The organism is Stenotrophomonas sp. FW305-3-2-15-E-LB1 (assembly GCF_058787375.1).
Genome location: NZ_JBYSZR010000039.1, coordinates 1 through 23108 on the forward strand (window position 1 = coordinate 1; position 23108 = coordinate 23108).

At 67.3% G+C, this 23108-nt stretch carries 20 protein-coding genes; 8 read left to right on the forward strand and 12 right to left on the reverse strand.

Annotated elements, in window-relative coordinates; all coding sequences use genetic code 11:
- Positions 1 to 81: 81 nt before the first annotated feature.
- Complete coding sequence (locus AC3WL7_RS19760; RefSeq protein WP_079222835.1) at positions 82 to 438, reverse strand: DUF1304 domain-containing protein; 357 nt, start codon at positions 436 to 438, stop codon at positions 82 to 84.
- A gap of 36 nt (positions 439 to 474) precedes the next feature.
- Positions 475 to 1803, reverse strand: a complete 1329-nt coding sequence (locus AC3WL7_RS19765) for an NTP/NDP exchange transporter (RefSeq protein WP_079222836.1) — start codon at positions 1801 to 1803, stop codon at positions 475 to 477.
- 284 nt (positions 1804 to 2087) lie between these two features.
- Between AC3WL7_RS19765 and AC3WL7_RS19770 the strand changes: the two genes are divergently transcribed.
- Positions 2088 to 3488: a serine hydrolase domain-containing protein gene (locus AC3WL7_RS19770; RefSeq protein WP_079222837.1), complete on the forward strand. Its 1401-nt coding sequence runs from the start codon at positions 2088 to 2090 to the stop codon at positions 3486 to 3488.
- Between the two features lie 118 nt (positions 3489 to 3606).
- Here the strand turns inward: AC3WL7_RS19770 and AC3WL7_RS19775 are convergent, their stop codons facing one another.
- Complete coding sequence (locus tag AC3WL7_RS19775; RefSeq protein ID WP_492752656.1) at positions 3607 to 4365, reverse strand: SDR family oxidoreductase; 759 nt, start codon at positions 4363 to 4365, stop codon at positions 3607 to 3609.
- Positions 4366 to 4479: 114 nt separating this feature from the next.
- On the opposite strand from AC3WL7_RS19775, the gene AC3WL7_RS19780 reads away from it, so the two are divergent.
- Complete coding sequence (locus AC3WL7_RS19780) at positions 4480 to 5388, forward strand: LysR family transcriptional regulator (RefSeq protein WP_492752657.1); 909 nt, start codon at positions 4480 to 4482, stop codon at positions 5386 to 5388.
- 64 nt (positions 5389 to 5452) lie between these two features.
- On the opposite strand, the gene AC3WL7_RS19785 is transcribed toward AC3WL7_RS19780, so the two are convergent.
- From AC3WL7_RS19785 to AC3WL7_RS19815, 7 genes are all read right to left on the reverse strand, one after another.
- Positions 5453 to 6118, reverse strand: a complete 666-nt coding sequence (locus AC3WL7_RS19785) for a histone (protein ID WP_492752659.1) — start codon at positions 6116 to 6118, stop codon at positions 5453 to 5455.
- Between the two features lie 612 nt (positions 6119 to 6730).
- The gene (gene gcvH / locus AC3WL7_RS19790; RefSeq protein WP_079222841.1) at positions 6731 to 7126 is read right to left on the reverse strand and encodes a glycine cleavage system protein GcvH; all 396 of its coding nucleotides are present in this window, start codon (positions 7124 to 7126) and stop codon (positions 6731 to 6733) included.
- A gap of 94 nt (positions 7127 to 7220) precedes the next feature.
- Positions 7221 to 8333 (reverse strand): glycine cleavage system aminomethyltransferase GcvT, encoded by a 1113-nt coding sequence (gene gcvT, locus AC3WL7_RS19795; protein WP_079222842.1) that lies wholly within the window; start codon positions 8331 to 8333, stop codon positions 7221 to 7223.
- Between the two features lie 545 nt (positions 8334 to 8878).
- Positions 8879 to 9316 carry an NfeD family protein gene (locus tag AC3WL7_RS19800; RefSeq protein ID WP_492752661.1) on the reverse strand — a complete coding sequence of 146 codons (438 nt, stop codon included), beginning with the start codon at positions 9314 to 9316 and terminating at the stop codon, positions 8879 to 8881.
- Position 9317: 1 nt separating this feature from the next.
- Positions 9318 to 10277 (reverse strand): SPFH domain-containing protein, encoded by a 960-nt coding sequence (locus tag AC3WL7_RS19805; protein ID WP_079222844.1) that lies wholly within the window; start codon positions 10275 to 10277, stop codon positions 9318 to 9320.
- Positions 10278 to 10362: 85 nt separating this feature from the next.
- On the reverse strand, positions 10363 to 11106 hold the full coding sequence (locus AC3WL7_RS19810) for a FadR/GntR family transcriptional regulator (protein ID WP_079222845.1): 744 nt from the start codon (positions 11104 to 11106) through the stop codon (positions 10363 to 10365).
- Positions 11107 to 11208: 102 nt separating this feature from the next.
- Complete coding sequence (locus AC3WL7_RS19815) at positions 11209 to 14100, reverse strand: TonB-dependent receptor (protein ID WP_492752664.1); 2892 nt, start codon at positions 14098 to 14100, stop codon at positions 11209 to 11211.
- A 241-nt stretch (positions 14101 to 14341) separates the two neighbouring features.
- Between AC3WL7_RS19815 and AC3WL7_RS19820 the strand changes: the two genes are divergently transcribed.
- The 6 genes from AC3WL7_RS19820 (at position 14342) to AC3WL7_RS19845 (ending at position 21815) form a co-directional block, all read left to right on the forward strand.
- Positions 14342 to 15781, forward strand: a complete 1440-nt coding sequence (locus tag AC3WL7_RS19820; RefSeq protein WP_492752665.1) for a polysaccharide lyase 6 family protein — start codon at positions 14342 to 14344, stop codon at positions 15779 to 15781.
- Positions 15778 to 18006, forward strand: a complete 2229-nt coding sequence (locus AC3WL7_RS19825; protein WP_492752667.1) for an oligoalginate lyase — start codon at positions 15778 to 15780, stop codon at positions 18004 to 18006. Before AC3WL7_RS19820 ends, AC3WL7_RS19825 begins: the two co-directional genes overlap by 4 nt.
- Positions 18003 to 19307, forward strand: coding sequence for an MFS transporter (locus AC3WL7_RS19830; RefSeq protein WP_492752668.1), 1305 nt, complete (start codon positions 18003 to 18005; stop codon positions 19305 to 19307). Before AC3WL7_RS19825 ends, AC3WL7_RS19830 begins: the two co-directional genes overlap by 4 nt.
- A 46-nt stretch (positions 19308 to 19353) precedes the next feature.
- A complete protein-coding gene (locus tag AC3WL7_RS19835) occupies positions 19354 to 20106 on the forward strand; it encodes an SDR family NAD(P)-dependent oxidoreductase (RefSeq protein ID WP_079222850.1) in 753 nt (250 codons plus the stop codon).
- Between the two features lie 19 nt (positions 20107 to 20125).
- Positions 20126 to 21313 (forward strand): GDSL-type esterase/lipase family protein, encoded by a 1188-nt coding sequence (locus AC3WL7_RS19840; protein ID WP_492752670.1) that lies wholly within the window; start codon positions 20126 to 20128, stop codon positions 21311 to 21313.
- A gap of 199 nt (positions 21314 to 21512) precedes the next feature.
- Positions 21513 to 21815: an Mpo1-like protein gene (locus AC3WL7_RS19845; protein WP_108757977.1), complete on the forward strand. Its 303-nt coding sequence runs from the start codon at positions 21513 to 21515 to the stop codon at positions 21813 to 21815.
- Positions 21816 to 21940: 125 nt separating this feature from the next.
- Here AC3WL7_RS19845 and AC3WL7_RS19850 read toward each other — a convergent pair whose 3' ends face one another.
- Positions 21941 to 22267 (reverse strand): YnfA family protein, encoded by a 327-nt coding sequence (locus tag AC3WL7_RS19850; protein ID WP_079222853.1) that lies wholly within the window; start codon positions 22265 to 22267, stop codon positions 21941 to 21943.
- Positions 22264 to 23097 (reverse strand): nucleoside triphosphate pyrophosphohydrolase, encoded by an 834-nt coding sequence (mazG, locus tag AC3WL7_RS19855; protein WP_492752674.1) that lies wholly within the window; start codon positions 23095 to 23097, stop codon positions 22264 to 22266. Before mazG ends, AC3WL7_RS19850 begins: the two co-directional genes overlap by 4 nt.
- Positions 23098 to 23108 lie beyond the last annotated feature (11 nt).

Consider the following 23108-nt stretch of genomic DNA (forward strand, 5'->3'; position numbering starts at 1 on the left):
GATCCAGCCCTGTTGAAGGTGGGCCAAGCCCGCTTCCTGCAGGCTTGACTGCGAACATAGGATCTCGACTCTACAAAGCGATTACGCCGGCACGAACCACCAGGCCACTGCCGCCAGCAGCGCCGGCACGGCCTGGATGAAGAAGATGCGCTTGTTGACGCTCCACGCGCCGTAGCAGCCGGCCACGATCACGCAGCCCAGCGAGAAATTCACCAGCATCGGCAGGTGGTCGAACAGGCCCCAGAACAGGCCTGCGGCGAGGAAGCCGTTGTACAGGCCCTGGTTGGCCGCCAGCACGCGGGTGATCTCCGCCTTCTCCGGGGTGTTGCGGAACGTCTTCAGGCCCAGCGGGCGGGTCCACAGGAACATCTCCAGCACCAGGAAGTAGACGTGCAGCAGTGCGACCAGCAGGGTCAGGGCGAGTGCGATCCAGTACATGGAGGATTCCTTGGATGGGTTGACAGGATGATGGGCTCAGCGGTCGCGCGGCAGCTTCTTCTCTTCGCGCAGCACGCCGAACGCGGCCAGGGTCATGCACGCCGCCACCAGCATGCCGCCGGCGAACACCACATGCGAGCCGAACAGCGACAGCGCCTTGTGCACCCAGGTGAAGCTCAGGTCGGCACCGCGGTAGACCACGGTGTCGATGGCCGCGCCGGCCTTGTAGCGCCACTGGCGGTCCACGCGGGTGTAGATGGTCTCGCGGGCGGGCTTGAACAGCGAGAACTCGCTGGCCCGGGTCAGCACCTGCACCACCGCCACCATCATCGGCAACGGCGAGGCGGCCAGCACCGAGAAGCCGATCAGGATGGCAAAGGCGGGAATCAGCAGCGCCGGTGCGATGCCATGGCGCGACAGCAGCCAGCGGGTCAGGCTGAGCTGCAGCAGCAGGGTCAGCGCATTGACCGCCAGATCGATGCGCGAGAAGAACGCGGTGCTGGCCGCCGGGTCGCTGAAGGCCGCGCGCACGATGCTGGCCTGCTGGTTGTACAGCAGGGTGCCCACGCCCACGCCGAACACCACCAGGACCGCCAGCCAGCGCAGCAGCGGCTCGCGCACGATCAGCTTGAGGCCATCGAGCACGCTGCCACCCATCGGCTTTTCGCCCGACACCAGCTGCTGCTCGCGCTCGCGCAGCACCGCCCAGTGCCGCAGCCGCCAGATGCAGAACAGGCACACGACCAGGAAGCCGGCCGATACCAGCATCAGGTTGGCGATGCCCACGCGCTGCACCAGCGCGCTGGTGAGGATCGGGCCGAGGAAGGCACCGACGGTGCCGGCCGCGCCGATGTAGCCGTACCAGGCGCGTGCCTGCACGTTGGAGAACACGTCGGCCATGAAGCTCCAGAACACGGCCACCGCGAACAGGTTGAAGACCATGACCCAGAGGAAGAAGGCCATGCCCCGCCCCGGCACGCCGCTGTCGAACAGCACGTAGAACACCAGCAGCGTGGCGATGAAGAAGCCATAGACCGCCGGCAGGAACACCCGCCGCGGGAAGCGGCTGACCAGCCAGCCGTAGACCGGTTGCAGCACCAGCATGATCAGGAACACGCAGGTGAACAGGAACTGCAGGACGAAATCCTTCAGGGCGATGCCATGGCTGGCGAACCAGCCGATCAGCAGCGGCGGGAACACCGTCTCCAGATCGGACGACGCTGCCATCGCCTCGCGCACCGGGCGCAGCACGTAGTAGCCACTGAGCAGGCAGAAGAAATACAGGAACGACCACCACAGCGCTGGCGATTCACGCAGCGCCGCCACAAGCCCGCGCAACGGCCCCTTGCCTGCGGCCGCGCTCACGCGGTTGGCCTGGCCGGGACGCGGCGGTTGGATGGCGGCATGTCGGGCTCCGGGGGCGGTGAAGCGCGTACGTTAGACAATGCACTGCAACATCGCCAGCGCGCCGTGCGCGGACGCGGCCGCAGGGTGGCTGCACCGGTGCGCTGCAGGTGTGTCCGGAGGCCGTCACCGAGCGTCAAAAATCCAACTTTTTCAAACAGATGCGCATTCATCTTCGCTTTGTTTGTGCACAGGCGAAAAGCGGCGCTAGAATCACAAACAGCAGTCGCGCACGGGTCCAACCGATGAAAATGAACAACCTGCGTCGCCCGGTCCGGGTGGCGACCACCGGTTTGCTGGGCATGTTGATGCCCGTGGCCTTGTCCACCACCGCGCAGACACCGCCGGCCCTGCCGCCGATGCCGACCAACATCGAAACCGCCGCGGGCCCGGGCATCGCCCACACCCAGCCGGCCGCGTACCGCACCGGCCTGGTGCCGCAGGTGCAGCTGCCTGCCGCAGGCTTCAACGTCGCCCACATCGAATCGATGGCGCAGCAGCTCACCTATGGCGAGCGCGTGCCGGGCATGGCCGTGGCCATCGTGCAGGGCGGCCGCGTGCTCAGCGCGCGCGGTTACGGCGTCACCGACGTCAACAATCCGCTGCCGGTCGACGCGCATACCGTATTCCGCCTGGCGTCGCTGTCCAAGGCCTTCGCCGGCACCATGGCCGGCCTGCTGGTCAACGACGGCACGCTGCGCTGGGACAGCAAGGTCACCGACTACGTGCCGGGCTTCCGCCTCAACTCGCCCGAAGCCACCGACCGCCTGACCGTGGCCGATGTGCTCAGCCACCGCGTCGGCCTGCCCTACAACGCCTACGACCGCGACATCGAAGGCAACGCCGAGTACTACTCGCTGACCCAGAAGCTGGCCAACACCAGCCTGAAATGCCTGCCGGGCGACTGTTACGCCTACCAGAACGTGGCCTTCAGCCTGATCGGCGACGTGGTCTATGCCGCCTCGGGCAGCTTCTACGAACAATCGGTCGAGCGCCGCATCTTCAAGCCGCTGGGCATGAACGATGCCAGCCTCGGCCTGGCCGGCATCCAGGCCAGCTCGCGCTGGGCGCGCCCGCACGTGCGCAGCCGCAATGGCTGGGTATCGCTGACGCCGAAGCCGACCTACTACCGCGTCGCCCCGGCCGCCGGCGTCAACGCCAGTGCCAGCGACATGGCGCAGTGGCTGCTGGCACACACCGGGCATCGCCCCGACGTGCTGCCGGCACCGCTGCTGGCCACCCTGCATTCGAGCCTGATCAACACCCCGGGCGAGATGCGCTCGGGCTGGCGCCGTGAGCGCCTGCACTCGGCCGGCTACGCGCTGGGCTGGCGCACCTTCGATTACGCCGGCCACGACGTGGTCTTCCATGCCGGTGCGGTGCAGGGCTATCGCGGTCTGGTCGCACTGGTGCCGGAGCGTGACCTCGGCATCGCCATCCTGTGGAACGGCGAGAGCGGCCTGCCCAGCGGCCTGCTGCCGACCGTGCTCGATTCGGCGCTGGGCCTGCCGGCGCAGCGCTGGCTGGACGTGGACACCGATTTCGGCAGCGACAGCCTGATGGCCGAAGGCGCGACCCCGGCGCAGCAGGACAAGCGCAAGGGCAAGGGCGCCTCGGGCAACCGTGCCGTGGCCTCGCCGCGCTGAGCGCGGTTGCCTTGCCGGTGAAGGGTAGAGTCGACTGTCAGTCGACTCCCGCGGTGCCGGATCGAAAAGCAGTCGACTGACAGTCGACTCTACCCACGGCGGTGAAGCAGACGCAGGGTCAGTGCGCGAAGTAGTGCATGCCGCCATCCACCGGGATGACCGCGCCGGTGATGTAGCCGGCCAGCGGCGACGCGAGAAATGCCACCAGTGGCGCCACCTCCTCCGGTTCGCCGAAGCGGCCGATGGGAATGTTGCGGTCGATGAACGCTCGCCGGCTTTCCTCGGTGGGATGCAAGCGGCTGAGGATCTGCGCGCTGTTGATGCGCCCGGGCGCGAGGGTGTTGACCGTGATGCCCTGCGCAGCCACCTGCGATGACAGGCCCTTGCTCCACAGGTGCAGCGCAGCCTTCGCCGCCGTGGCGGCATTCACCGCACGCGGCTCCATCGAGCCACTGAAGTTGATCACCCGCCCCCAGCCCTGCGCCTGCATGCCGGGCAGCAGCGCCTGGGTCAGCCGCCGCGACGCGGAGAAGTTCAGCGCCATCGCCTCCTCCCATACGTCATCGGCGGCGTCGACAGACGTCGGCCGCGAGCCACCGGCGGCATTGACCAGGATGTCCACGCGCTGCAGCGCGGCCTGCGCCCCGGCGGCGATGCGCGCGAGCTGCGCGGCGTCGGTGAGGTCACCCGGCAGGATCAGCGGCGCGGCTGCACCGCCAGCGGCGATCTCCGCCGCCAGCGCCTGCAGCGGCTCCTGCCGCCGCGCGGTGATCGCGATGCGTACGCCGAGCGCCGCCAGCTGCCGCGCAACCGCAGCGCCGATGCCGCTGCCTGCGCCGGTCACCAGCGCGGTCCGTCCTTCAAGCTTCAGATCCATGGTGTTCTCCCATCTGCATTGCCGGCACATCCGGCCCGTGCAGCGCATGCTCTTCGATCACCCCTGATTGATAAACTCCGCGCAGGTTTCAGCATTCAACACCCGGGGTGTCAGATGAACCTGCTGGAAAGCATGCAGGTCTACGTGCTGATCGTGGACAAGGGCAGTCTCAGTGCCGCAGCGGCGGCCATGGACATCTCGGCGACCATGGCCGGCAAGCACCTGCGTGCACTGGAAACGCGGCTGGGCATGCAGCTGCTCAGCCGCACCACGCGCCGCCAGCACATGACGCCCTTCGGCGAGGACTACTACGCGCGCTGCAGGGACATCCTGCGGCTGGTCGAGGAGACCGATGCGCAGGCCGCGCACCAGCAGTTGGCACCGGCCGGTACGCTGCGCATCAGCGCACCGGTGATCTTCGGCACGCACGCGCTGGTCCCGGCCCTGGCCGAGTACATGCAGCGCCATCCGCACGTGCGGGTAGAGGCGACGTTGAGCGACCGCGTGGTCGACCTGGCCGAGGAAGGCGTCGAGGCCGCGCTGCGCATCGGCACCCTGGCCGACAGCAGCACGCTGGTCGCCCGCCCGCTGACACCCTACCGGCTGATGATGTGCGCCTCGCCGGCCTACCTCGCCCGCCACGGTACGCCGCGCACGCTTGCCGACCTGGCAGCGCATCAATGCCTGTCATTCAGTCCCAGCGCGCTGGCGCAGTGGCTGGAGGGCGATGCTGGCGGGCTGGAGCATATCGCCGCTGCGCGCCTGCAGATCAACAACGGCGAGGCGCTGCGTGCGGCGGCGCTGCATGGGCTGGGCATCGTGCTGCAGTCGAACCAGCTGATGTCCGCCGACGTCGCCGCTGGACGCCTGGTGCAGTTGTTCCCGGAACATGGCCGGACCGGCCGGCCGATGCACGTGGTCTATTCCCACGACCGCTACCCATCCACCCGCCTGCGCAGCTTCGTCGACTTCCTGGTGGAGCGCTTTCCTCCGGCGCCGCACACGGCCTGCGGTCGCCCATAAAAAAACCCCCTCCCCGCTGGGCAGCCAGGGAAGGGGGTTTCAGGGTACGGCTATCGGGAAGTACTTAGATCAGCGGCGCCGGGGTTGCCGGCAGAGCGACCGGAGCGGCCTTCTTCTTGCGGGCGGCCGGCTTGCGCTTGGCAACCTTCTTGGCAGCCTTCTTCGGGGCAGCCTTCTTGGTGGCCTTCTTCGCGGTGGCCTTCTTGGCAGTCTTCTTCACTGCCTTCTTGGCGACCTTCTTCGCGGTCTTCTTTGCCGGCTTCTTGGCAACCTTCTTCGCCGCCTTCTTCACTGCCTTCTTCGCAGTGGTCTTCTTGGCGACCTTCTTGGCTACCTTCTTGACGGCCTTCTTCGCGGTCTTCTTTGCCGGCTTCTTGGCGACCTTCTTCGCCGCCTTCTTCACTGCCTTCTTCGCAGTGGTCTTCTTGGCGACCTTCTTCACGGCCTTCTTGGCGGTCGCCTTCTTCGCGACCTTCTTCACTGCCTTCTTGGCAGCGGCCTTCTTAGCGACCTTCTTCACCGCTTTCTTGGCGGCGGGCTTTTTCTTCGCAGCTTTCTTGGTTGCCATGGGATGGCTCCTCGTCAGTGATAGGGAGTTGAAACGCCCAGGTGGATCAAACCCGCGGTTGCTGCGTGCGGGGACCGCCGGCGCGTCAGGCGCGCCGTTACGGATGCGGCAATGCCCGCCTCGATCGGCGGAGCGGGCATCGGAACAGGAGATGCCTTGCATTTCTCCGGGGGAAGCGGGGCCATGTCCACCGTCGGCAGGATCGCGGTGGTCTTGAAGGGGCTGCTTCGCATCGGACGATTGATTCTGCGCACTCGGTTTGGCAGGCAAGGTCTGCTGAGGCGAAACCTAATCACGGTTTTTTTTACTGTCAACAACCCCCGCGAAAAAATTTCACATCCGCGTCCATCCAAGTGCCGCCGACGGCACCGCCGTGCGGCGTCCTGCCAGCCCTGCATCGCGCACCGGCAATGCCGCACAGCGCAACACCTGATCGCGCGTGCTGAATAAAAAGTGCTTGAAATAAGCACTCTGCGTTGATAGGCAGCATTGCATGCCGCGCATCGCGCGTCGTCGTTCGACACGCGCCCGCGCACTCGCCCGCCGCACCACAACGGGTCTGCAACGGGGGGTAAAAGTTTTCACATCCGAACGCGCCAGCGCGGGGCTGAAACGCGGATTTGCGCAAAACTGCGCGCGCCTGATCGCGCCGTTCAATGCCGCCTGATGCCACGCCGCAGGTGTGCTGCGAACCCGATGGCATGAGTCGGTTACGGTGGCCGGAACGAAAACGGCCACCCGAAGGTGGCCGTTCTGGAACCCGGAAACGAGGACTCAGTGGTCTTCGTTTTCCAGGGCTTCGGCGTAGGCGTCCGGATCCAGCAGCTCGTTGAGCTCTTCGGCGTTGGTCAGCTCGACCACGTACATCCAGCCTTCGCCGTAGGCATCTTCGTTGATGGTTTCCGGCTTGTCCGACAGCGCCGAGTTGACCTCGACGATCGTGCCGCTGACCGGGCTGTAGACGTCCGAGGCGGCCTTGACCGACTCGACGACGGCGATCTGCTCGCCGGCCTTGGCGTCGGCACCGACTTCGGGCAGCTCGACGTAGACCAGGTCACCCAGCAGGCCCTGGGCATGGTCGGAAATGCCGACAGTGACGCGGCCGTTGCCTTCAACGCGGGCCCACTCGTGGGACTTGAGGAACTTGAGGTCGCCGGGGATCTCGCTCATGGGAACTGCTCCAGGTTTTGCAGGGGGTGGAAAAATCGGGGCTAGTGTAACCAACCGGCCGCCACTGCTGTCAGTGACGACCGGCACGTCCGGATCAGGCGTCGGCCAGCACGCCGGGCTGGGCCTGGCCTTCGCGGACGAACGGGAACTTGACCACGCGCACCGGCACCTGCCGGCCACGGATGTCGACGGTGACCTGGCCGAGCTCGCCAGCCGGAACGCGGGCGAAGGCGATGCCCTTGGCCAGCGTCGGCGAGAACGTGCCGGACAGGATTTCGCCCTGGCCGCCAGCGGTGGTCACCGCCTGGCCGTGGCGCAGCACGCCCTTCTCGTCCATCACCAGGCCGATCATCTGGCGCGCATTGCCGGCGGCCTTCTGCGCCTCCAGCACGTCGCGGCCGATGAAGTCGCGGCCTTCGTCCAGCGACACGGTCCAGGCGAGCGCCGCTTCGTACGGGCTGATCGCTTCGTCCATGTCCTGGCCATACAGGTTCATGCCGGCTTCCAGGCGCAGGGTGTCGCGCGCGCCGAGGCCGGCCGGCTTCACGCCCGCCGCCAGCAGGCGGTTCCAGAAGGCGACCACGGCGTCCTGCGGCAGCAGGATCTCGAAGCCGTCTTCGCCGGTGTAGCCGGTGCGGGCGACGAACAGTTCGACGCCGTCGTCCGCCGTGACCTGCAGGGCGGCGAAGCGGCCGAGCTTGGCCAGCGCATCGCGGTCGGCGCCGCCGACCAGGCCGACGACGCTGTCGCGCGCCTGCGGGCCCTGCACGGCGAGGATGGCCAGGTCCGGGCGCTGCTCGACGCTGACGCCGAACGGCGCTGCCTGTTCGCGCAGCCATGCCAGGTCCTTCTCGCGGGTGGAGGCGTTGACGACCATGCGGAAGAAGTCATCGGCCAGGTAGTAGACGATCAGGTCGTCGATGACGCCGCCGGCCGGATTCAGCATGCACGAGTACAGCGCCTTGCCCGGCACCTTCAGCTTGTCGATGGAGTTGGCGAGCAGGCGGCGCAGGAACGGCTTGACCTGCTCGCCGCGCAGGTCGACCACGGTCATGTGGCTGACGTCGAAGACACCGGCTTCGCGGCGCACCAGGTGGTGTTCGTCCAGCTGCGAGCCGTAGTGGATGGGCATGTCCCAACCCCCGAAATCGACCATCTTGGCGCCGAGGGCGCGGTGGGTATCGTTGAGCAGCGTCTTCTGGGTCATGACCGGTCCGGCAGCAGGGTAAACAAGAACGGCCATTATCCCAGATCGGTCGGCGGCAGGCGTGCCGCAGCGCAGCGGGGATTGTGTTTGGCCGGCCTGCGGCCGGCAGCACTTTTCTACAAGCGCAGAGCCTGGGTTCGTCGGCTCTGGGTTGTCTGGGTTTGGGCGGGGCGGTGTGGGGCTGCGGGACACGCCGTGAACCCATCCATGGGGGCTCGTAGGCGCCATCCATGGCGCCTGCGGTCCCGCACCCCCACACCGCCCCACCCCTGCCAGGTTCCGTGGTGACGGTTGGCAAGTGCCAGAGCAGAGCAAGAGCAGATGTGGATGTCGATACATATATAGAGAGGGGTCGGAGCCCTTTCCTGCGGAAAGGGATCCGACCTCGCGAGCGCAGCGACCGGCTTTTGCTTCTGCTCTTTTTTTCTTTTCCGTGGGCTGGACGCGCACGGAAACTGTCGGGGATCGGGCGGGTTGGGGTCGCGGGACCGGCCACCCAACCCCCCCCGACCCAGCACACAAGGCCAGTCGACTAACAGTCGACTCTACCCCGCCGCAGACTCGACCAGCAGCACGCTGCCCTGCACCGCCACCACCCTCACCCGCGTACCCGCCGGCAGGTCCGGCCCGCTCACCTGCCACGACGCATCATCGATGCTGACCCGGCCCTGCCCGTCGATGATGGCCTGCGACAACGCCACCACCCGGCCGACCAGCTGCTCGGCGCGGCGGTTCAGCAGCGGCTTGTCGCTGGCCCGCGCGTGCGGCTTGCCCCAGCGCCGGTAGCACTGGATCGACAGCACGCTCAGCACCACGAACGCGACCACCTGCCACAACAGCGGAATGTCGGCGAACACCGCCACCAGCACGAACACCGCCGCCGCACCGATGCCGATCCACAGCATGAACGCGCCCGGGGCCAGCGCCTCGGCGGCGAACAGCAGCAGGGCCAGCGCACCCCACGCAACCACGTCCCAGCGCATGTCAGCCTCCGAACGGCGGCGGGCCCTTGCGGGCCGGCTTGTTTTCCTGGTTCGCCAGGGCCTGCTTGGCCAGTTCGGCGACGCCGGCAATGGAGCCGATCACGCCACTGGCTTCCATCGGCATCAGCACCAGCTTCTGGTTCGGCGAGCTCGCCAGTTCCTTGAAGGCCTCGACGTACTTCTGCGCGACGAAATAGTTGATCGCCTGCACGTCACCCTCGGCAATCGCCGCCGAAACCACCTGGGTGGCCTTCGCCTCGGCCTCGGCCAGGCGTTCGCGCGCCTCGGCATCGCGGAACGCGGCTTCGCGGCGGCCTTCGGCTTCCAGCACGGTGGCCTGCTTCTCGCCCTCGGCACGCAGGATCTCCGACTGCCGCGAACCTTCCGCTTCCAGGATCTGCGCACGCTTCTCGCGCTCGGCCTTCATCTGCCGCGCCATCGCATCGAGCAGGTCGCGCGGCGGCTGGATGTCGCGGATCTCGATGCGGTTGACCTTCACCCCCCACGGATTGGTGGCATGGTCGACCACGCTCAGCAGCTTGGCGTTGATCACCTCGCGCTGGCTGAGCGATTCATCCAGGTCCATCGAGCCGATGACGGTACGGATGTTGGTCTGCACCAGGGCGATCATCGCCACTTCCAGCACCGCCACCTCGTAGGCGGCCTTGGCCGCGTCCAGCACCTGGAAGAACACCACGCCATCGACGCGCACGGCGGCGTTGTCCTTGGTGATCACTTCCTGGCCCGGCACGTCCAGCACCTGCTCCATCATGTTCACCTTGCGCCCCACCCCGTACACGATGGGAATGAGGAAGTGCAGGCCGGGCGACATCGTGTGGGTGTAGCGGCCGAACCGCTCAACGGTCCATTCGTAGCCCTGCGGCACCATGCGCACGGCCTTGAACAGGATGATGACGGCCACCACGGCCAGCACCATGGTGAAAAACACAGTCGGGAACATCACGCTTTCCTTATCTCAGACGTCCAGCCGCCAGCATAGCGCGCGCACGCTGTTGCAGTGCGGCAGCGCAGCGCGTGGCGGTGGGTCAGATACGCGTGGTGGCCAGGAAGCGCTCGCGGTCCTGCTGGGTACGCCGCCGGATCTCTTCCAGGGCCTGGCTCTCGGTCGCTTCCAGCATCGCCTCGAACAGGCGCTGGAAGTGGTAGCGCATCGCGTTGCGCGCGGCCACCGGGTCACGGCTGCGCAGTGCCTCGAAGATCGCCATGTGCTCGTCGGCACGGCTGGCGCCATCGTCGTGGCAGACCCGCGCGTAGACCTCGGCCACCCGCGGCAGGTCGCTGCGCATGCGCCAGATCTGCTGGATGAAGTACTCCACCACCGGATTGCCGGACAGGCGGGCGATGGTCAGGTGGAAGCGGCGGTCGAAGTCGCCGGCTTCTTCGTCGGTCAGGTCGCGCCGGCACAGCGCCTGCGCCAGCACCTGCAGTTCGGCGATGCCGGCGTCGTCGATGTTGCTGGCCGCCAGCGCCGCGGCCTCGGCTTCGAACACCGCGCGGGCGGCGGTCAGGTCGAAGGCGCTGACATCGGGCAGGCCACCGGAGGCCTGCGCCGGGCGTGGCTTCACGTACACGCCCGAACCAATGCGGATGGCGATCCAGCCCTGGGCTTCCAGGGCGATCTCGGCTTCGCGCACGGTCACCCGGCTGACGCCGAAACGTTCGGCCAGCTCACGCTCGCCCGGCAGGCGCGAGCCCGGCGGAAATTCGCCGTCCTCGATCAGCTTGCGGAGCTTGGCGGCGATGGTCTGGTAGAGGCGGTTGGCGGACATGCGGCTGACCCTTGGCGGTTCCCTCCGGGCCCGTCCCGGGCCACCGTGCGCGGTGCGGGTCCGGATGGAGCGACGGCGCGACCACTGGCCGCGCCGCCCTGTTCAGAACTTGTATCGTACACCGAAATACGCACGCCGCCCGTAGGTCACCACTTCACGGAAATTGCCGTAAAGCGGCTGGTACGCCACGCGCGGTTCGTTGGTCAGGTTCATCAGCTCCAGCGACAGCGACAGCTGCTTGTTGACCTTGTAGCGCATGCGCAGGTCGACGCTGGTGTTGTCGTCGTAGTAGCGGTTCTGCTGCGCGGTGTTGCCGGTGAAGTCCTGGTAGTAGTGCGAGCGGAACTTGCCGATGGCCTGGATGTTGAAGCGGCCCACGTCCCAGTAGATCGAGCCGGACAGCACGTGCCGCGAGAAACCGCTCAGGCCGGCCGGCGGGACGATGGCCGGGATGACGGTGCCATCGGCGGCCAGCTGTTCGCCCAACCGCGAATCCTGGGTGGTGTAGTCGGCGTCGGCGTAGTTGTAGCTGATCTTGAAGCCCAGCCCGTCGAAGGGCTTGGGCAGGTACGACAGGCGGTGGGTCGCGCTCAGCTCCAGGCCGGTCAGGGTGCTGTCCTCGTCGGTGGTCACCTGCTGGCGCACCGGCACGGTCACCGTCTGCCCGTTGATGGTGTAGGTTTCCGGCACCAGCGCCGTGGCGGTACCGCCGTTGAACTGCTTCCAGTACACCGCGCCGGCCAGCAGGGTGTCCGGGTTCGGGTACCACTCCAGCGACAGGTCGCCGTTCCAGGACATCAGCGGCTGCGCGGCCGGGTTGCCGCTGGCGCTGATGTCGTCCAGTGCATCGGCCAGGTCGCCGTAGGTGGCATCGCTGCTGACATTGATGGTGCGGCCGGCACCGAGCGCGGAGATGTCCGGGCGCGACATGGCACGGTAGGCACCCACGCGCAGCAGCACGTCCGGGCGCAGCTCGAAGGCCGCGTTCAGGCTGGGCAGCAGCTTGTCATTGCCGGCCTTGAACACCTGGGTGGTGTAGTTGCCGGTCGGCTGCAGGCGGATCGTTCCATCGCCGTTGTCCTCGATCTGCAGGTCGGTGCGCACGCCTTCCGAACGCACATCGGTCTTGACCCAGCGCAGGCCGACGTTGCCGGTGACCGGCAGGCCGAACAGGGTGCTGCTGAATTCACCCAGCAGGTACAGCGCGCGCGTCTTCTCGGTGATGTCGACGTTGTTGGGATCCTGGAAGTCCGGGTCGAGGCCGCTGTCGAGGCTGCCACGGAAGGACTGGTACAGGCAGTTGGGATCGAAGTAGGCCCACGAGGAGATCGTGTTGCCGCTGGCCGCATCCATGAAATCGTCCTGCGGGAATGGAGCGCGGCAGGCCTGGTTGGCGGCGATGATCTTCGCCTTGTCGGCGGCGACGCGCTGGTCGTAGTCGGTCACCAGGGTGTTGTCGCGCAGGCGGTAGTCGGCCTGGCTGGCGCGCACGCCGCCCTTGATGCGGGTGAAGAAGCCCGACTCGGGCATGAAGCTGGCGTCGAAGCGGCCGGCCTTGATCTTGTGGTCGTTCTCGGTGGCGCTGGAGGTGACGCGGGCCGCACCGGAATACGCATCCCAGTTCTGCACGTCGAAGTTGGGCGCCAGGGCCACGCTGGGCACCTCGCCATGCCAGTCCCAGTCGTAGTCGACATAACCGGTGGTACCGCTGCTGATGCCCGGCACGATGGCATTGTTGATGTCGCGCTGGTTGGCACGCAGGCGGGTCATCCGCTCGCTGTCCAGGCGGTTGGTGTGCGAGTAGGACAGATCGGTGGACAGTTCCCAGGCCGGGCTCGGGCGCACGATCAGGTTCAGGCCGCCGCCGGTGTATTCCTCGCCACGCCAGTAGCGGTTGGAGGTGGAATCAATCGAGGTGCTGCCATGCAGGTGGCGGACGATGCCGTCCTCGTCCACCTCGCGCTGGGTGATGCCACGGCGCGCGTTGGACAGGCTGAGGTCGCTGCGGTTTTCGTACCAGTTGCGCTGGGTGTGCTCGAAGTCGACGTTCACTTCGACCACGTCGTTGGGCCGCCACTGCACCGCGGCAAACTCGCTCTGGCGGTCGTTGCGTTCCTGTTTCAGGCGGTAGATGCGGCTGCTGGGCACCAGGTAGTACGGTGCGCCATTGGCGATGGCCTGCGCACCCACTTCGGAACAATTGGCATTGGCCACGTTCTGGTTGCCGTCGCAGGCGTACCAGGTGGAACCGCTGGTGATGCTCTCTTCCGGGTCGGTGCCGTCCAGGCGCTGGAAGCCCAGCGAGATGCCCAGCTTCTGGCCGTCGCCGAACTCGAACTGGTCGATGTAGCTGGCGGTGCCGCGGTAGCCGATGCCATCGCCATCGCGGTACTTCTTGTCGTACTCGGCCCAGCTGCCGCGCAGGTCGAACTGCATCGAGCGCTTGCCGTATTCCAGCGGCTTGACCGTCTCCAGGCCGATGGTGCCGGCCACGCCGCCTTCGATGATGTCGGCGCGCTGGGTCTTGTAGATGGCCACCGTGTTGATCAGTTCGGCCGGGAACATGTTGAAGTTGACCGAGCGGTCGCCGCTGCCGTTGGTGATCTCGCGGCCGTTGAAATTGGTGCTGCTGAGGAAGGCGCCGAGGCCGCGGATGGAAATTTCCGAGGCGCCGGTCTTGTCGCGGGTCGACGCGGCGCCGGTCAGCGTTTCGATCGCATCGGCCAGCGACGGCGCCGGCAGGTCGCCGATGTCGTCAGCCGAGAGCACGTCGGCGATGACCGTGTCGTCGCGCTTCTTGTTGATCGAACTCTGCATCGACTCGCGGATGCCGGTGACCTGCACCTGGTCCAGCGTGGTGGCGTCCTGCCCGGTGGTGCCGCTGGCCGACTGCGCCTGTGCCAGCGGGGCGGCGGCCAGCGCGGCAAGCAGGGCCACGATCAGGGGCGTGGGGGACAGCGTGATGGTGCGTACAGCTCCGGCAGATTGCCGCATGGTTTCCTCCTCCCAAAGGATCGCCTGGACGGCAGGCGTGGGACGCAGCTTCGACACGCCGACATGCAAATGTCAACCAACTGGACTGGATTTTTCTTAATACCTTTGTTTCATACCACTTGGTCGTCATTAAATGTGCTGATGCAGCATGACTTTGCGCGAAAGCTGGCTTACAACAGACCCCTCAAGTGGTATGCACACTCACCCGTAACGACGGCCCGGCCGTCCCTGGAAGGACTTCATGCGCACCGAATCGACTTCGTACCGCCCGTCCAACCGGCTATCCGGATCTTTCCTTGCAACTGGTCTGGCACTTTGCCTGACCACTTCCTCGGCACAGGCCGCCAGCTGGCTGGTCCACGATGCGACCGAGTTCAGCACCGCCGCGGCCGCACTGCAGCCCGGCGACGAAATCGTGCTGGCCGACGGCACCTGGACTGACACCCGCCTGCTGTTGAAAGGCCAGGGCACGGCCGCCGCGCCGATCACCCTGCGTGCGCAGACGCCGGGCAAGGTGATCCTCAGCGGGCGCTCGGACCTGCGCCTGGCAGGCAGCTACCTGCAGGTTTCCAACCTGGTGTTCCGCGATGGCTACACGCCCGGCGATGCCGTGGTCGCGTTCCGCGAATCGAGCAAGGCCGTGGCCAGCCACAGCAGGGTGACCGGCCTGGTCATCGACGACTACACCAACCCCGATGGCAGCGACCAGGACTACTGGGTGTCGCTGTATGGCAGCCACAACCGGCTGGACCACAGCCAGCTGCGCGGCAAGACCAACGCCGGCCCCACCGTGGTGGTGGTGCGCGATGCCACCCAGGGCCTGGACAACCAGCACCGCATCGACCACAACTGGTTCGGTCCGCGCCCGCTGCTGGGCGTCAATGGCGGCGAGACGATCCGCGTCGGCACCAGCGATACCTCGCTGAGCGATTCCAACAGCACCGTGGAAAACAACTGGTTCGAGGGCTGCGACGGCGAGACCGAGATCGTCTCCAACAAGTCCGGCGGCAACACCTACCGCGGCAATGTCTTCTACCGTTCGGCCGGCGCACTGACCCTGCGCCACGGCAACGGCAACCGGGTGCTCGACAACGTCTTCCTCGGCGATGACAAGGCCGGCACCGGCGGCGTGCGCATCATCAATGCCGACCAGACCGTCAGCAACAACTACTTCGAGCGCCTGGCCGGTTCCAGCAACCGCTCGGCGCTGGCGGTGATGGATGCACAGGCCAGCCCGCCGCTGTCCGGCTATGCGCCGGTCGTCAACGCGACCATCAGCCGCAACACCTTCGTGGACGTGGCGAAGATCAGCTTCGGCGTCGGCCATGACACTGCCAAGGGCATCGACGTGGCCGCCAGCAACAGCCGCTTCAGCGCCAACCTGATCGTCAACCGCACGAGCAAGAACCCGCCCAACGCCGCCAGTTCGCTGGCCGGCATCGCCTTCAGCGGCAACGTGCAGTCGCCGCAGGCCAGCACGGTATTTCCCAGCGGCGTCGAAAGCCGCAGCGTGACCCTGCAGCAGGCCGCCAGCGGCCTGTGGACGCCCACCCCTGCCCTGCCCGCCACCGGTGCCGACCCGGCGCTGGCGATGACCGCACGCGAGGCCACGGGGGTGGACTGGTATCCCAAGGTGGGCGAGGTTGCCCTGTCCCGCACCAGCACCGGAGTTGATCGATGAGGTTGCAGCCGCTGTTCGTTTCCCTGGCCCTGGCCGTCCCCTTTGCCCTGCTGCCGGCCGCGCCGTTGCTGGCGGCCCCGGCCGCTGCCGCGCGCCAGGCCGACACCGCGCCCGTGCTGGTGACTGCCGCGCAGTGGCAGCAGATGGCCAGCGAAGGCAGCCGCTACCCGTGGTTCGCCAAGGAGCAGGCACGCACCGAAGCATCGCTGAAGAAGATGATGAAGACCGGCATCGACGTGCCGGTGCCCAAGGACAAGGGCGGCGGCCGTACCCATGAACAGCACAAGCGCAACTACCAGGCACTGCTGGCCGCCGGCACGCTGTACCGGCTGACCGGTGACAAGGCCTACGTCGCCTACTCGCGCGACATGCTGCTGCAGTACGCCAAGCTCTACCCGACGCTGGGCCCGCACCCGGAAGGCCGCGGGCAGATTCCCGGCCGCGTGTTCTGGCAGGTGCTCAACGATTCGGTGTGGCTGGTCAATGCCATCCAGGGCTATGACGCGGTGCGCGACGCGCTGTCCGCGCAGGACCGGCAGACGATCGAATCGAAACTGTTCCGGCCGATGGCCGAGTTCCTGGTCAGCGAGCCGAAGAACTACGACCAGATCCACAACCACGCCACCTGGGCGGTGGCCGCCACCGGCATGACCGGCTACGTGCTGCGTGACCAGGAGCTGGTGGAGAAATCGCTGCGCGGCAGCCAAAAGGACGACCAGTTCGGCTTCCTGCGGCAGATCGACCTGCTGTTCTCGCCCGATGGTTACTACGAGGAAGGCCCGTATTACCAGCGCTACGCACTGGCGCCGTTCCTGCTGTTCGCCAACGCCATCGAACGCAATGAGCCGCAGCGGAAGATCTTCGCGCGCCGCGACGGCGTGCTGCTGAAGGCTGTGGATGTGCTGGTGCAGACCAGCTACGACGGCCTGTTCTTCCCCATCAACGATGCGATCCTGGACAAGGGCATCGACACCGAAGAACTGGTGGCCGGCATCGGCATCGCCTATGCGCGTACCGGCGATGACCGCCTGCTGTCGGTGGCCCAGCAGCAGAAACGCCTGCTGCTCTCGCCCGAAGGCCTGCAGGTGGCGCAGGCGCTGGCGGCCAACAAGGCCAAACCCTTCGACTACCGGCCGATGCTGCTGCGCGATGGCCCCGACGGCGACCGCGGTGGCCTGGCGATCCTGCGCATGAACGGCGAGGGCGGCCAGGCGCTGGTGCAGAAGGACACCATGCAGGGCATGGGCCACGGCCACTTCGACAAGCTCAACTGGCTGTTCTACGACAACGGCAAGGCGGTCGTGACCGACTACGGCGCCGCGCGCTTCCTCAACGTGGAAGCCAAGCGCGGCGGCATCTACCTGGCCGAGAACCGCAGCTGGGCCAAGCAGACCGTGGCCCACAACACGCTGGTGGTGGACGAGCAGAGCCACTTCAAGGGCGACTGGAAGCGCGGCGAGGAGCATGCACCGCAGGTGCGGTTCTTCCAGGCCGATGCCGATACCCAGATCGCCTCGGCGACCATGCGCGATGCCTACCCCGGCGTGGTGTTCACCCGCACCCAGGCGCTGCTGCGCCATCCCGAACTGGGCCTGCCAGTAGTCCTGGACCTGCTGCAGGTGCACGGCGACAAGGCCGCGCGCTACGACCTGCCGCTGCATTTCAACGGCCACATCGTCACCACCGGTTTCGAGGCCGAACACTTCACCAGCCAGCGCCCGGTGCTGGGCAAGGACAACGGCTACCAGCACCTGTGGCTGGACGCACGCAGCAAGCCCGGCAGCGAGCCGCGCACGCTGGCCTGGCTGCTGGACGGCCGCTTCTACACCTACCGCTTCGGCAGCAGCGCACCCGCGCAGGCGCTGCTGGTGGAAAGCGGTGCCAACGATCCCGAATTCAACCTGCGCCGCGAACCGGCCCTGCTGCAGCGCGTGGAGGGCCAGAAGGACGTGACCTTCTTCAGCGTGCTCGAGCCGCATGGCGAGTACAACGGCACCGCCGAGTACGTGCACGGCGCCGACAGCCGCATCAAGGACATCGTGCGCACCCGCGGCAGCGATGCCGAGGTGATCGAGCTGCGCCTGTCCAGTGGCGCCCGCATCGCCCTGGGCGTGGCCGATGACAGCAACGCCAAGGGCGAGCACAGCGTGACCGTCGATGGCCATGCCTACCGCTGGAGCGGCAGCCACGCGCGCATGGACCGCAGCAAGGGTGACGTGCGATGAACGGCCCTTCGGCGGTGTCCAGCCTGCGCAAGGTGCCGGTGCGTTCGGCGGTGCGCTGGCTGATCGTCGGCCTGATCGCCGTGGCCACGGTCATCAACTACATCGACCGCAATGCACTGGCGGTGATGTGGCCGGAAATCGCCAAGGAAGTGGGCGCGACCAAGGATGACTACGCGCTGCTGGTGACGGTGTTCATGCTGTTCTACGCGGCCGGCCAGTTCCTGTTCGGCCGCCTGTTCGACATGATCGGCACGCGCCTGGGTTTTGCCCTGTCGATCAGCGTGTGGTCGATCTCCATCGCCCTGCATTCGATCACCCATTCGATGCTGTCCTTCAGCCTGGTGCGGGCAATGCTCGGCATCAGCGAAGCCGGGGCGTGGCCGGGCGCGGTGAAGGCGAACGCCGAGTGGTTCCCGGCGCGCGAACGCGCACTGGCGCAGGGCGTGTTCAACGCTGGTGCGTCGATCGGCGCGATCGTCTCCGCACCGGCCATCGCCGGCCTGTACCTGTGGCTGGGCTGGCGCGGCACCTTCGTGCTGGTCGGTGCCATCGGCTTCCTGTGGCTGCTGCCATGGCTGTTCGTCTACCGTGCCGGGCCGGACAAGCACCCCTGGGTGAGCGATGCCGAGCGCCGCTTGATCATGGAAGACCAGGCCGGGCAGCGCGACGCCACCGCACCGAAGGTGAGCGTGCGTTCGCTGCTGGCCCACCGGCAGAGCTGGGGCATGCTCGCCTGCCGCTTCCTGCTGGACCCGATCTGGTGGCTGTTCGTGTCCTGGCTGCCGATCTACCTGGCCGAGACCTTCGGCTTCGACATCAAGCAGATCGGCCTGTTCGCCTGGGTGCCGTTCGTGGGCGCGATGCTGGGCAGCCTCAGCGGCGGCTGGCTGTCCGGGCGCCTGATCCGTGCCGGGCAGAGCGTGGACCGCGCGCGCAAGCTGTCCATCACCCTGGGCTGCGTGATCATGGCCCCTGCCCTGCTGGGCGCGGTGCTGGCCAACCAGCCGTTGATTGCCGTGCTGGCGATCGCCGCGGTGCTGTTCGGCTTCCAGGTGGCCATCGGCAACATCCAGACGCTGCCGGGTGATCTGTTCGACGGCCGCTCGGTCGGCACGCTGGCCGGCCTGGGCGGCCTGGCCGCCGTGGCCGGCACCCTCATCACCACCTGGCTGGTGCCGGTGCTGACCCGCCATTCCTACGCCCCGATCTTCATCCTCGTCGCCGCCCTGGTGCCGCTGTCGCTGGCCGCGCTGTGGTGGTGGACCGGCCCCATCCACAAGCTCGACCGCCGTGGCGGATGAGCCTGTTTTTCCCTTTCATTCCCCCGCAAACCAAGGAGTTTCCCGCATGTCGTTCCAGGACAAGGTGGCCATCGTCACCGGTGGTGGCCGTGATATCGGCCGTGCCGTCTCGATCAAGCTGGCCGCGGCCGGCGCACGCGTCTGCATCAACTACGCCAACGATGAAGCCAGCGCCAACGAGACACTGGCGCAGATCCAGGCCGCCGGTGGCCAGGCCATCGTGCACCGCGCCGACGTGACCGATGCTGCCGCCGTGGCTGGCCTCGTCGCTGCCACCCAGGCCGCCTTCGGCGAGCGCATCGACCTGCTGGTGAACGTGGCCGGCGGCATGGTGCAGCGCCGTCCGCTGGCCGAGATCGACCCCGCGTTCTTCCACACGGTGATGGACCTCAACCTGACGTCCACCTACCTGACCACCCACGCGGTGGTGCCGCACATGGGCGAAGGCGCAGCCATCGTCAATTTCGCCTCGCAGGCCGGCCGCGATGGCGGTGGCCCGGGCGCGTCGATCTACGCCACCGCCAAGGCCGCCGTGATGACCTTCACCCGCGCCATGGCCAAGGAACTGGGGCCGAAGGGCATCCGCGTGAACGCGCTGTGCTGCGGCATGATCGCCACCCGCTTCCATGACGAATTCACCAAGCCGGAAGTGCGCACCGCGGTGGCCGGCAACACCCCGCTGCGCCGCCAGGGCGTGCCGGACGAAGCGGCCGATGCCGCGGTGTTCCTGGCCTCCGACGCAGCGGCGTTCATCACCGGTGCGAACCTGGACGTCAACGGCGGCACCTACTTCTCCTGACCTGAGCGGACACCTGCCCATGCAGCGCTGGATCACCCTGCTTTCGCTGGCCATCGGCACTGCCGTGGCCGTCCCCGTCGCCCAGGCCGCACCGGTCTGGGTGACCGCCTGGACCGCCTCACCGGCACCCGACCGCAAGGACGGAACGCCGGCGGCACCGGTGCAGTTCGCTGCGCAGACGGTGCGCCAGGACATCCGCGTCGGCAGCCGTGGCGAGGCATTGCGCCTGCGCATCAGCAACGAGCTGGGTGATGCACCGCTGCGCGTGGAGGACATCCACGTGCGGCTGAAGGATGGCAGGGCGGCGGCGCTGCCGGTCACCGTCGATGGCCGCCGCGCCATCGACGTGCCGGTGGGTGCAGCGCTGCTGAGCGATCCGCTGGCGTTGCCGGTGGCGGCGCTGCAGGAGATCAGCGTGACCGCGTATTTCCCGCAACCGACCCGGCCCGCGGTGCGGCGCACCGTGGTGCGCGTGGTCGATGGCAGGCAGGACGCGGTGGCCGACACGGTGCGCGTCAGCTACCAGCAGAATGTGTTTTCGGCGGTACTGGTGCAGCGTGAGCAGCGGCCGTCGGTGATTGTCGCCCTGGGCGATTCGATCACCGAGGGCGCAACGGCCACGCGCGGCTCCTTCAACCAGTGGCCCGAGCGCCTGGCGCAGCGCCTGCAGCAGGCCTGCCCGGACCGCTTCGTGGTGCTCAACCAGGGCATCAGCGGCAACAAGCTGCTGGACCATGGCCGCAGCCACAGCGCGCTGTCACGCCTGGACCGCGACGTGATCGCAGTGGCCGACGCCGACCAGGTCATCCTGTTCGAAGGCATCAATGACATCCGCCACGGCGGCGGGGCGCAGCCGCTGCCCGGGCGCAACGCCCCGGACATGCTGCTGGGCTACCAGCAGGTGGCTGCGCGCCTGCATGCGCATGGCATCCGCGCCTACCTGGGCACGCTGACGCCGTTCGGTGGCTCGGAGCGCTATGAACCGGTTTCCGCCACGACCCGCGCCTCGATCAACCAGTGGGCGCGCGGCAAGGACAGCGGCTTCGATGGCGTGGTCGATTTCGATGCCGCCCTGCGCGACCCGGCGCAGCCGGAATCGCTGCCGGCCAACATCACCCGCGACCACCTGCACCCGAACGATGAAGGCTACCGCCGCATGGCCGAAGCGATCGACCTGGAGATGCTGGGGTGCAAGGCCCCGCGCTGACGTGGTTTCGTAGAGTCGAGCTTGCTCGACTGCCTCTGCCAAAGGCAGCCGAGCATGGCTCGGCTCTACAGAAGATCGAAAGCAGTCGAGCAAGCTCGACTCTACGGAAAATCAAAAGCAGCCGAGCATGGCTCGGCTCTACAACGGGCGAACTCAACAAGGCGCATGATGTAGCCGGTCATCGCCCCGGAGCACGTGCATGTCCCGCTTCGCCAGCTTCCGCGAGTTCTACCCGTTCTACCTGGACGAACACCGCCATCCGGTCTCGCGACGCCTGCACTTCATCGGCAGTTGTGGCGTACTGCTGCTGGTGGCCGCAGCGCTGCTGCGCGGCCAGCCGATGCTGCTGCTCGCGGCACTGGCATGCGGCTATGGGTTCGCCTGGGTCGGCCATTTCTTCTTCGAGAAGAACCGCCCGGCTACCTTCCGCCACCCGCTGTACTCGTTCGTCGGCGACTGGGTGATGTTCGCCGACATCCTGCGCGGCCGGATCAGGTGGTGACCCGTTTTTGTAGAGTCGAGCGATGCTCGACTGCTTTTGGCAGGGGCAGCCGAGCATGGCTCGGCTCTACAGAAGATCGAAAGCAGTCGAGCAAGCTCGACTCTACGGAGAAGCAGGCGCCGCCATCACACCGGCTGGCGCGGCCCGAACATGATCACCGCCATGCCCGCCAGGCACAGTGCGGCGCCCAGCAGGTCCCAGCGGCTGGGGCGGATGCCATCGACCAGCCACAGCCAGAACAGCGCGGTGCCGATGTAGACGCCGCCGTAGGCGGCATACACGCGGCCGCTGGCGGTGGGGTGCAGGGTCAGCAGCCAGGCAAACAGGGCCAGGCTGGCCGCAGCCGGCAGCAGCAGCCACACGCTGCCGCCCTTGCGCAGCCACAGCCACGGCAGGTAGCAGCCGACGATCTCCGCCAGCGCGGTCAGCAGGAACAGGGCGAGGGTCTTCACGCCTTCTCCGCCGCCTTGGCGTGCTGCCACAGGGCTTCCTGTGCATCCAGGTCCATCCCCGCCAATGCACCACCCTGCACTTCTGCCTGCGCTTCCATTGCCCGGAAGCGCCGCTCGAACTTGTGGTTGGCACCGCGCAGGGCCGCGCCCAGGTCGAGGTCGGCATGGCGGGCCAGGTTGGCGCAGACGAACAGCAGGTCGCCCAGTTCTTCCTGCAGCCGCGCCTTGTTGCCGGCGACGTCGCCGCGCTCGAATTCCTCGCGCAGTTCCTGCAGTTCCTCGGCAGCCTTGTCCAGCACCGGCAGCGGACCGGGCCAGTCGAAGCCGACCTTGGCCGCGCGCGACTGCAGCTTCACCGCACGCTGCCACTCGGGCAGCCCGCGCGAGATGCCGGCCAGCGCCGAGGTGTCCTGGTCGCCCTTGGCGGCACGCTCGGCGCGCTTGATCGCGTCCCAGTTGCGCATCACGCCATCGGCATCGTCCACGCTGGCATCGGCGAACACGTGCGGATGGCGGCGCTGCATCTTGTCGCTGATCGCGCGCGCCACGTCGGCGAAGGCGAACGCGCCCTGCTCCTCGGCCATGCGCGCATGGAACACCACCTGCAGCAGCAGGTCGCCCAGTTCGTCGCAGAGGTCGTCCAGGTCGCCACGATCGATCGCATCGGCGACCTCGTAGGCTTCCTCGATGGTGTACGGGGCGATGGTGGCGAAGTCCTGCTCCAGGTCCCAGGGGCAACCGCCCTGCGGATCGCGCAGGCGCGCCATGATCGCCAGCAGGCGCTCCAGTTCGTTGCTGGCGGCACTGCCGGCGGTGGGGGTGTCGCTCATGCGGGCTCCAG

Bases quoted from the DNA above. Each gene is read 5' to 3' on its own strand.
- AC3WL7_RS19760 (WP_079222835.1), bottom strand. From the start codon at position 438: ATGTACTGGATCGCACTCGCCCTGACCCTGCTGGTCGCACTGCTGCAC.
- AC3WL7_RS19770 (WP_079222837.1), top strand. From the start codon at position 2,088: ATGAAAATGAACAACCTGCGTCGCCCGGTCCGGGTGGCGACCACCGGT.
- AC3WL7_RS19775 (WP_492752656.1), bottom strand. From the start codon at position 4,365: ATGGATCTGAAGCTTGAAGGACGGACCGCGCTGGTGACCGGCGCAGGC.
- AC3WL7_RS19780 (WP_492752657.1), top strand. From the start codon at position 4,480: ATGAACCTGCTGGAAAGCATGCAGGTCTACGTGCTGATCGTGGACAAG.
- AC3WL7_RS19785 (WP_492752659.1), bottom strand. From the start codon at position 6,118: ATGCAAGGCATCTCCTGTTCCGATGCCCGCTCCGCCGATCGAGGCGGG.
- gcvH (WP_079222841.1), bottom strand. From the start codon at position 7,126: ATGAGCGAGATCCCCGGCGACCTCAAGTTCCTCAAGTCCCACGAGTGG.
- gcvT (WP_079222842.1), bottom strand. From the start codon at position 8,333: ATGACCCAGAAGACGCTGCTCAACGATACCCACCGCGCCCTCGGCGCC.
- AC3WL7_RS19800 (WP_492752661.1), bottom strand. From the start codon at position 9,316: ATGCGCTGGGACGTGGTTGCGTGGGGTGCGCTGGCCCTGCTGCTGTTC.
- AC3WL7_RS19805 (WP_079222844.1), bottom strand. From the start codon at position 10,277: ATGTTCCCGACTGTGTTTTTCACCATGGTGCTGGCCGTGGTGGCCGTC.
- AC3WL7_RS19810 (WP_079222845.1), bottom strand. From the start codon at position 11,106: ATGTCCGCCAACCGCCTCTACCAGACCATCGCCGCCAAGCTCCGCAAG.
- AC3WL7_RS19815 (WP_492752664.1), bottom strand. From the start codon at position 14,100: ATGCGGCAATCTGCCGGAGCTGTACGCACCATCACGCTGTCCCCCACG.
- AC3WL7_RS19820 (WP_492752665.1), top strand. From the start codon at position 14,342: ATGCGCACCGAATCGACTTCGTACCGCCCGTCCAACCGGCTATCCGGA.
- AC3WL7_RS19825 (WP_492752667.1), top strand. From the start codon at position 15,778: ATGAGGTTGCAGCCGCTGTTCGTTTCCCTGGCCCTGGCCGTCCCCTTT.
- AC3WL7_RS19830 (WP_492752668.1), top strand. From the start codon at position 18,003: ATGAACGGCCCTTCGGCGGTGTCCAGCCTGCGCAAGGTGCCGGTGCGT.
- AC3WL7_RS19835 (WP_079222850.1), top strand. From the start codon at position 19,354: ATGTCGTTCCAGGACAAGGTGGCCATCGTCACCGGTGGTGGCCGTGAT.
- AC3WL7_RS19840 (WP_492752670.1), top strand. From the start codon at position 20,126: ATGCAGCGCTGGATCACCCTGCTTTCGCTGGCCATCGGCACTGCCGTG.
- AC3WL7_RS19845 (WP_108757977.1), top strand. From the start codon at position 21,513: ATGTCCCGCTTCGCCAGCTTCCGCGAGTTCTACCCGTTCTACCTGGAC.
- mazG (WP_492752674.1), bottom strand. From the start codon at position 23,097: ATGAGCGACACCCCCACCGCCGGCAGTGCCGCCAGCAACGAACTGGAG.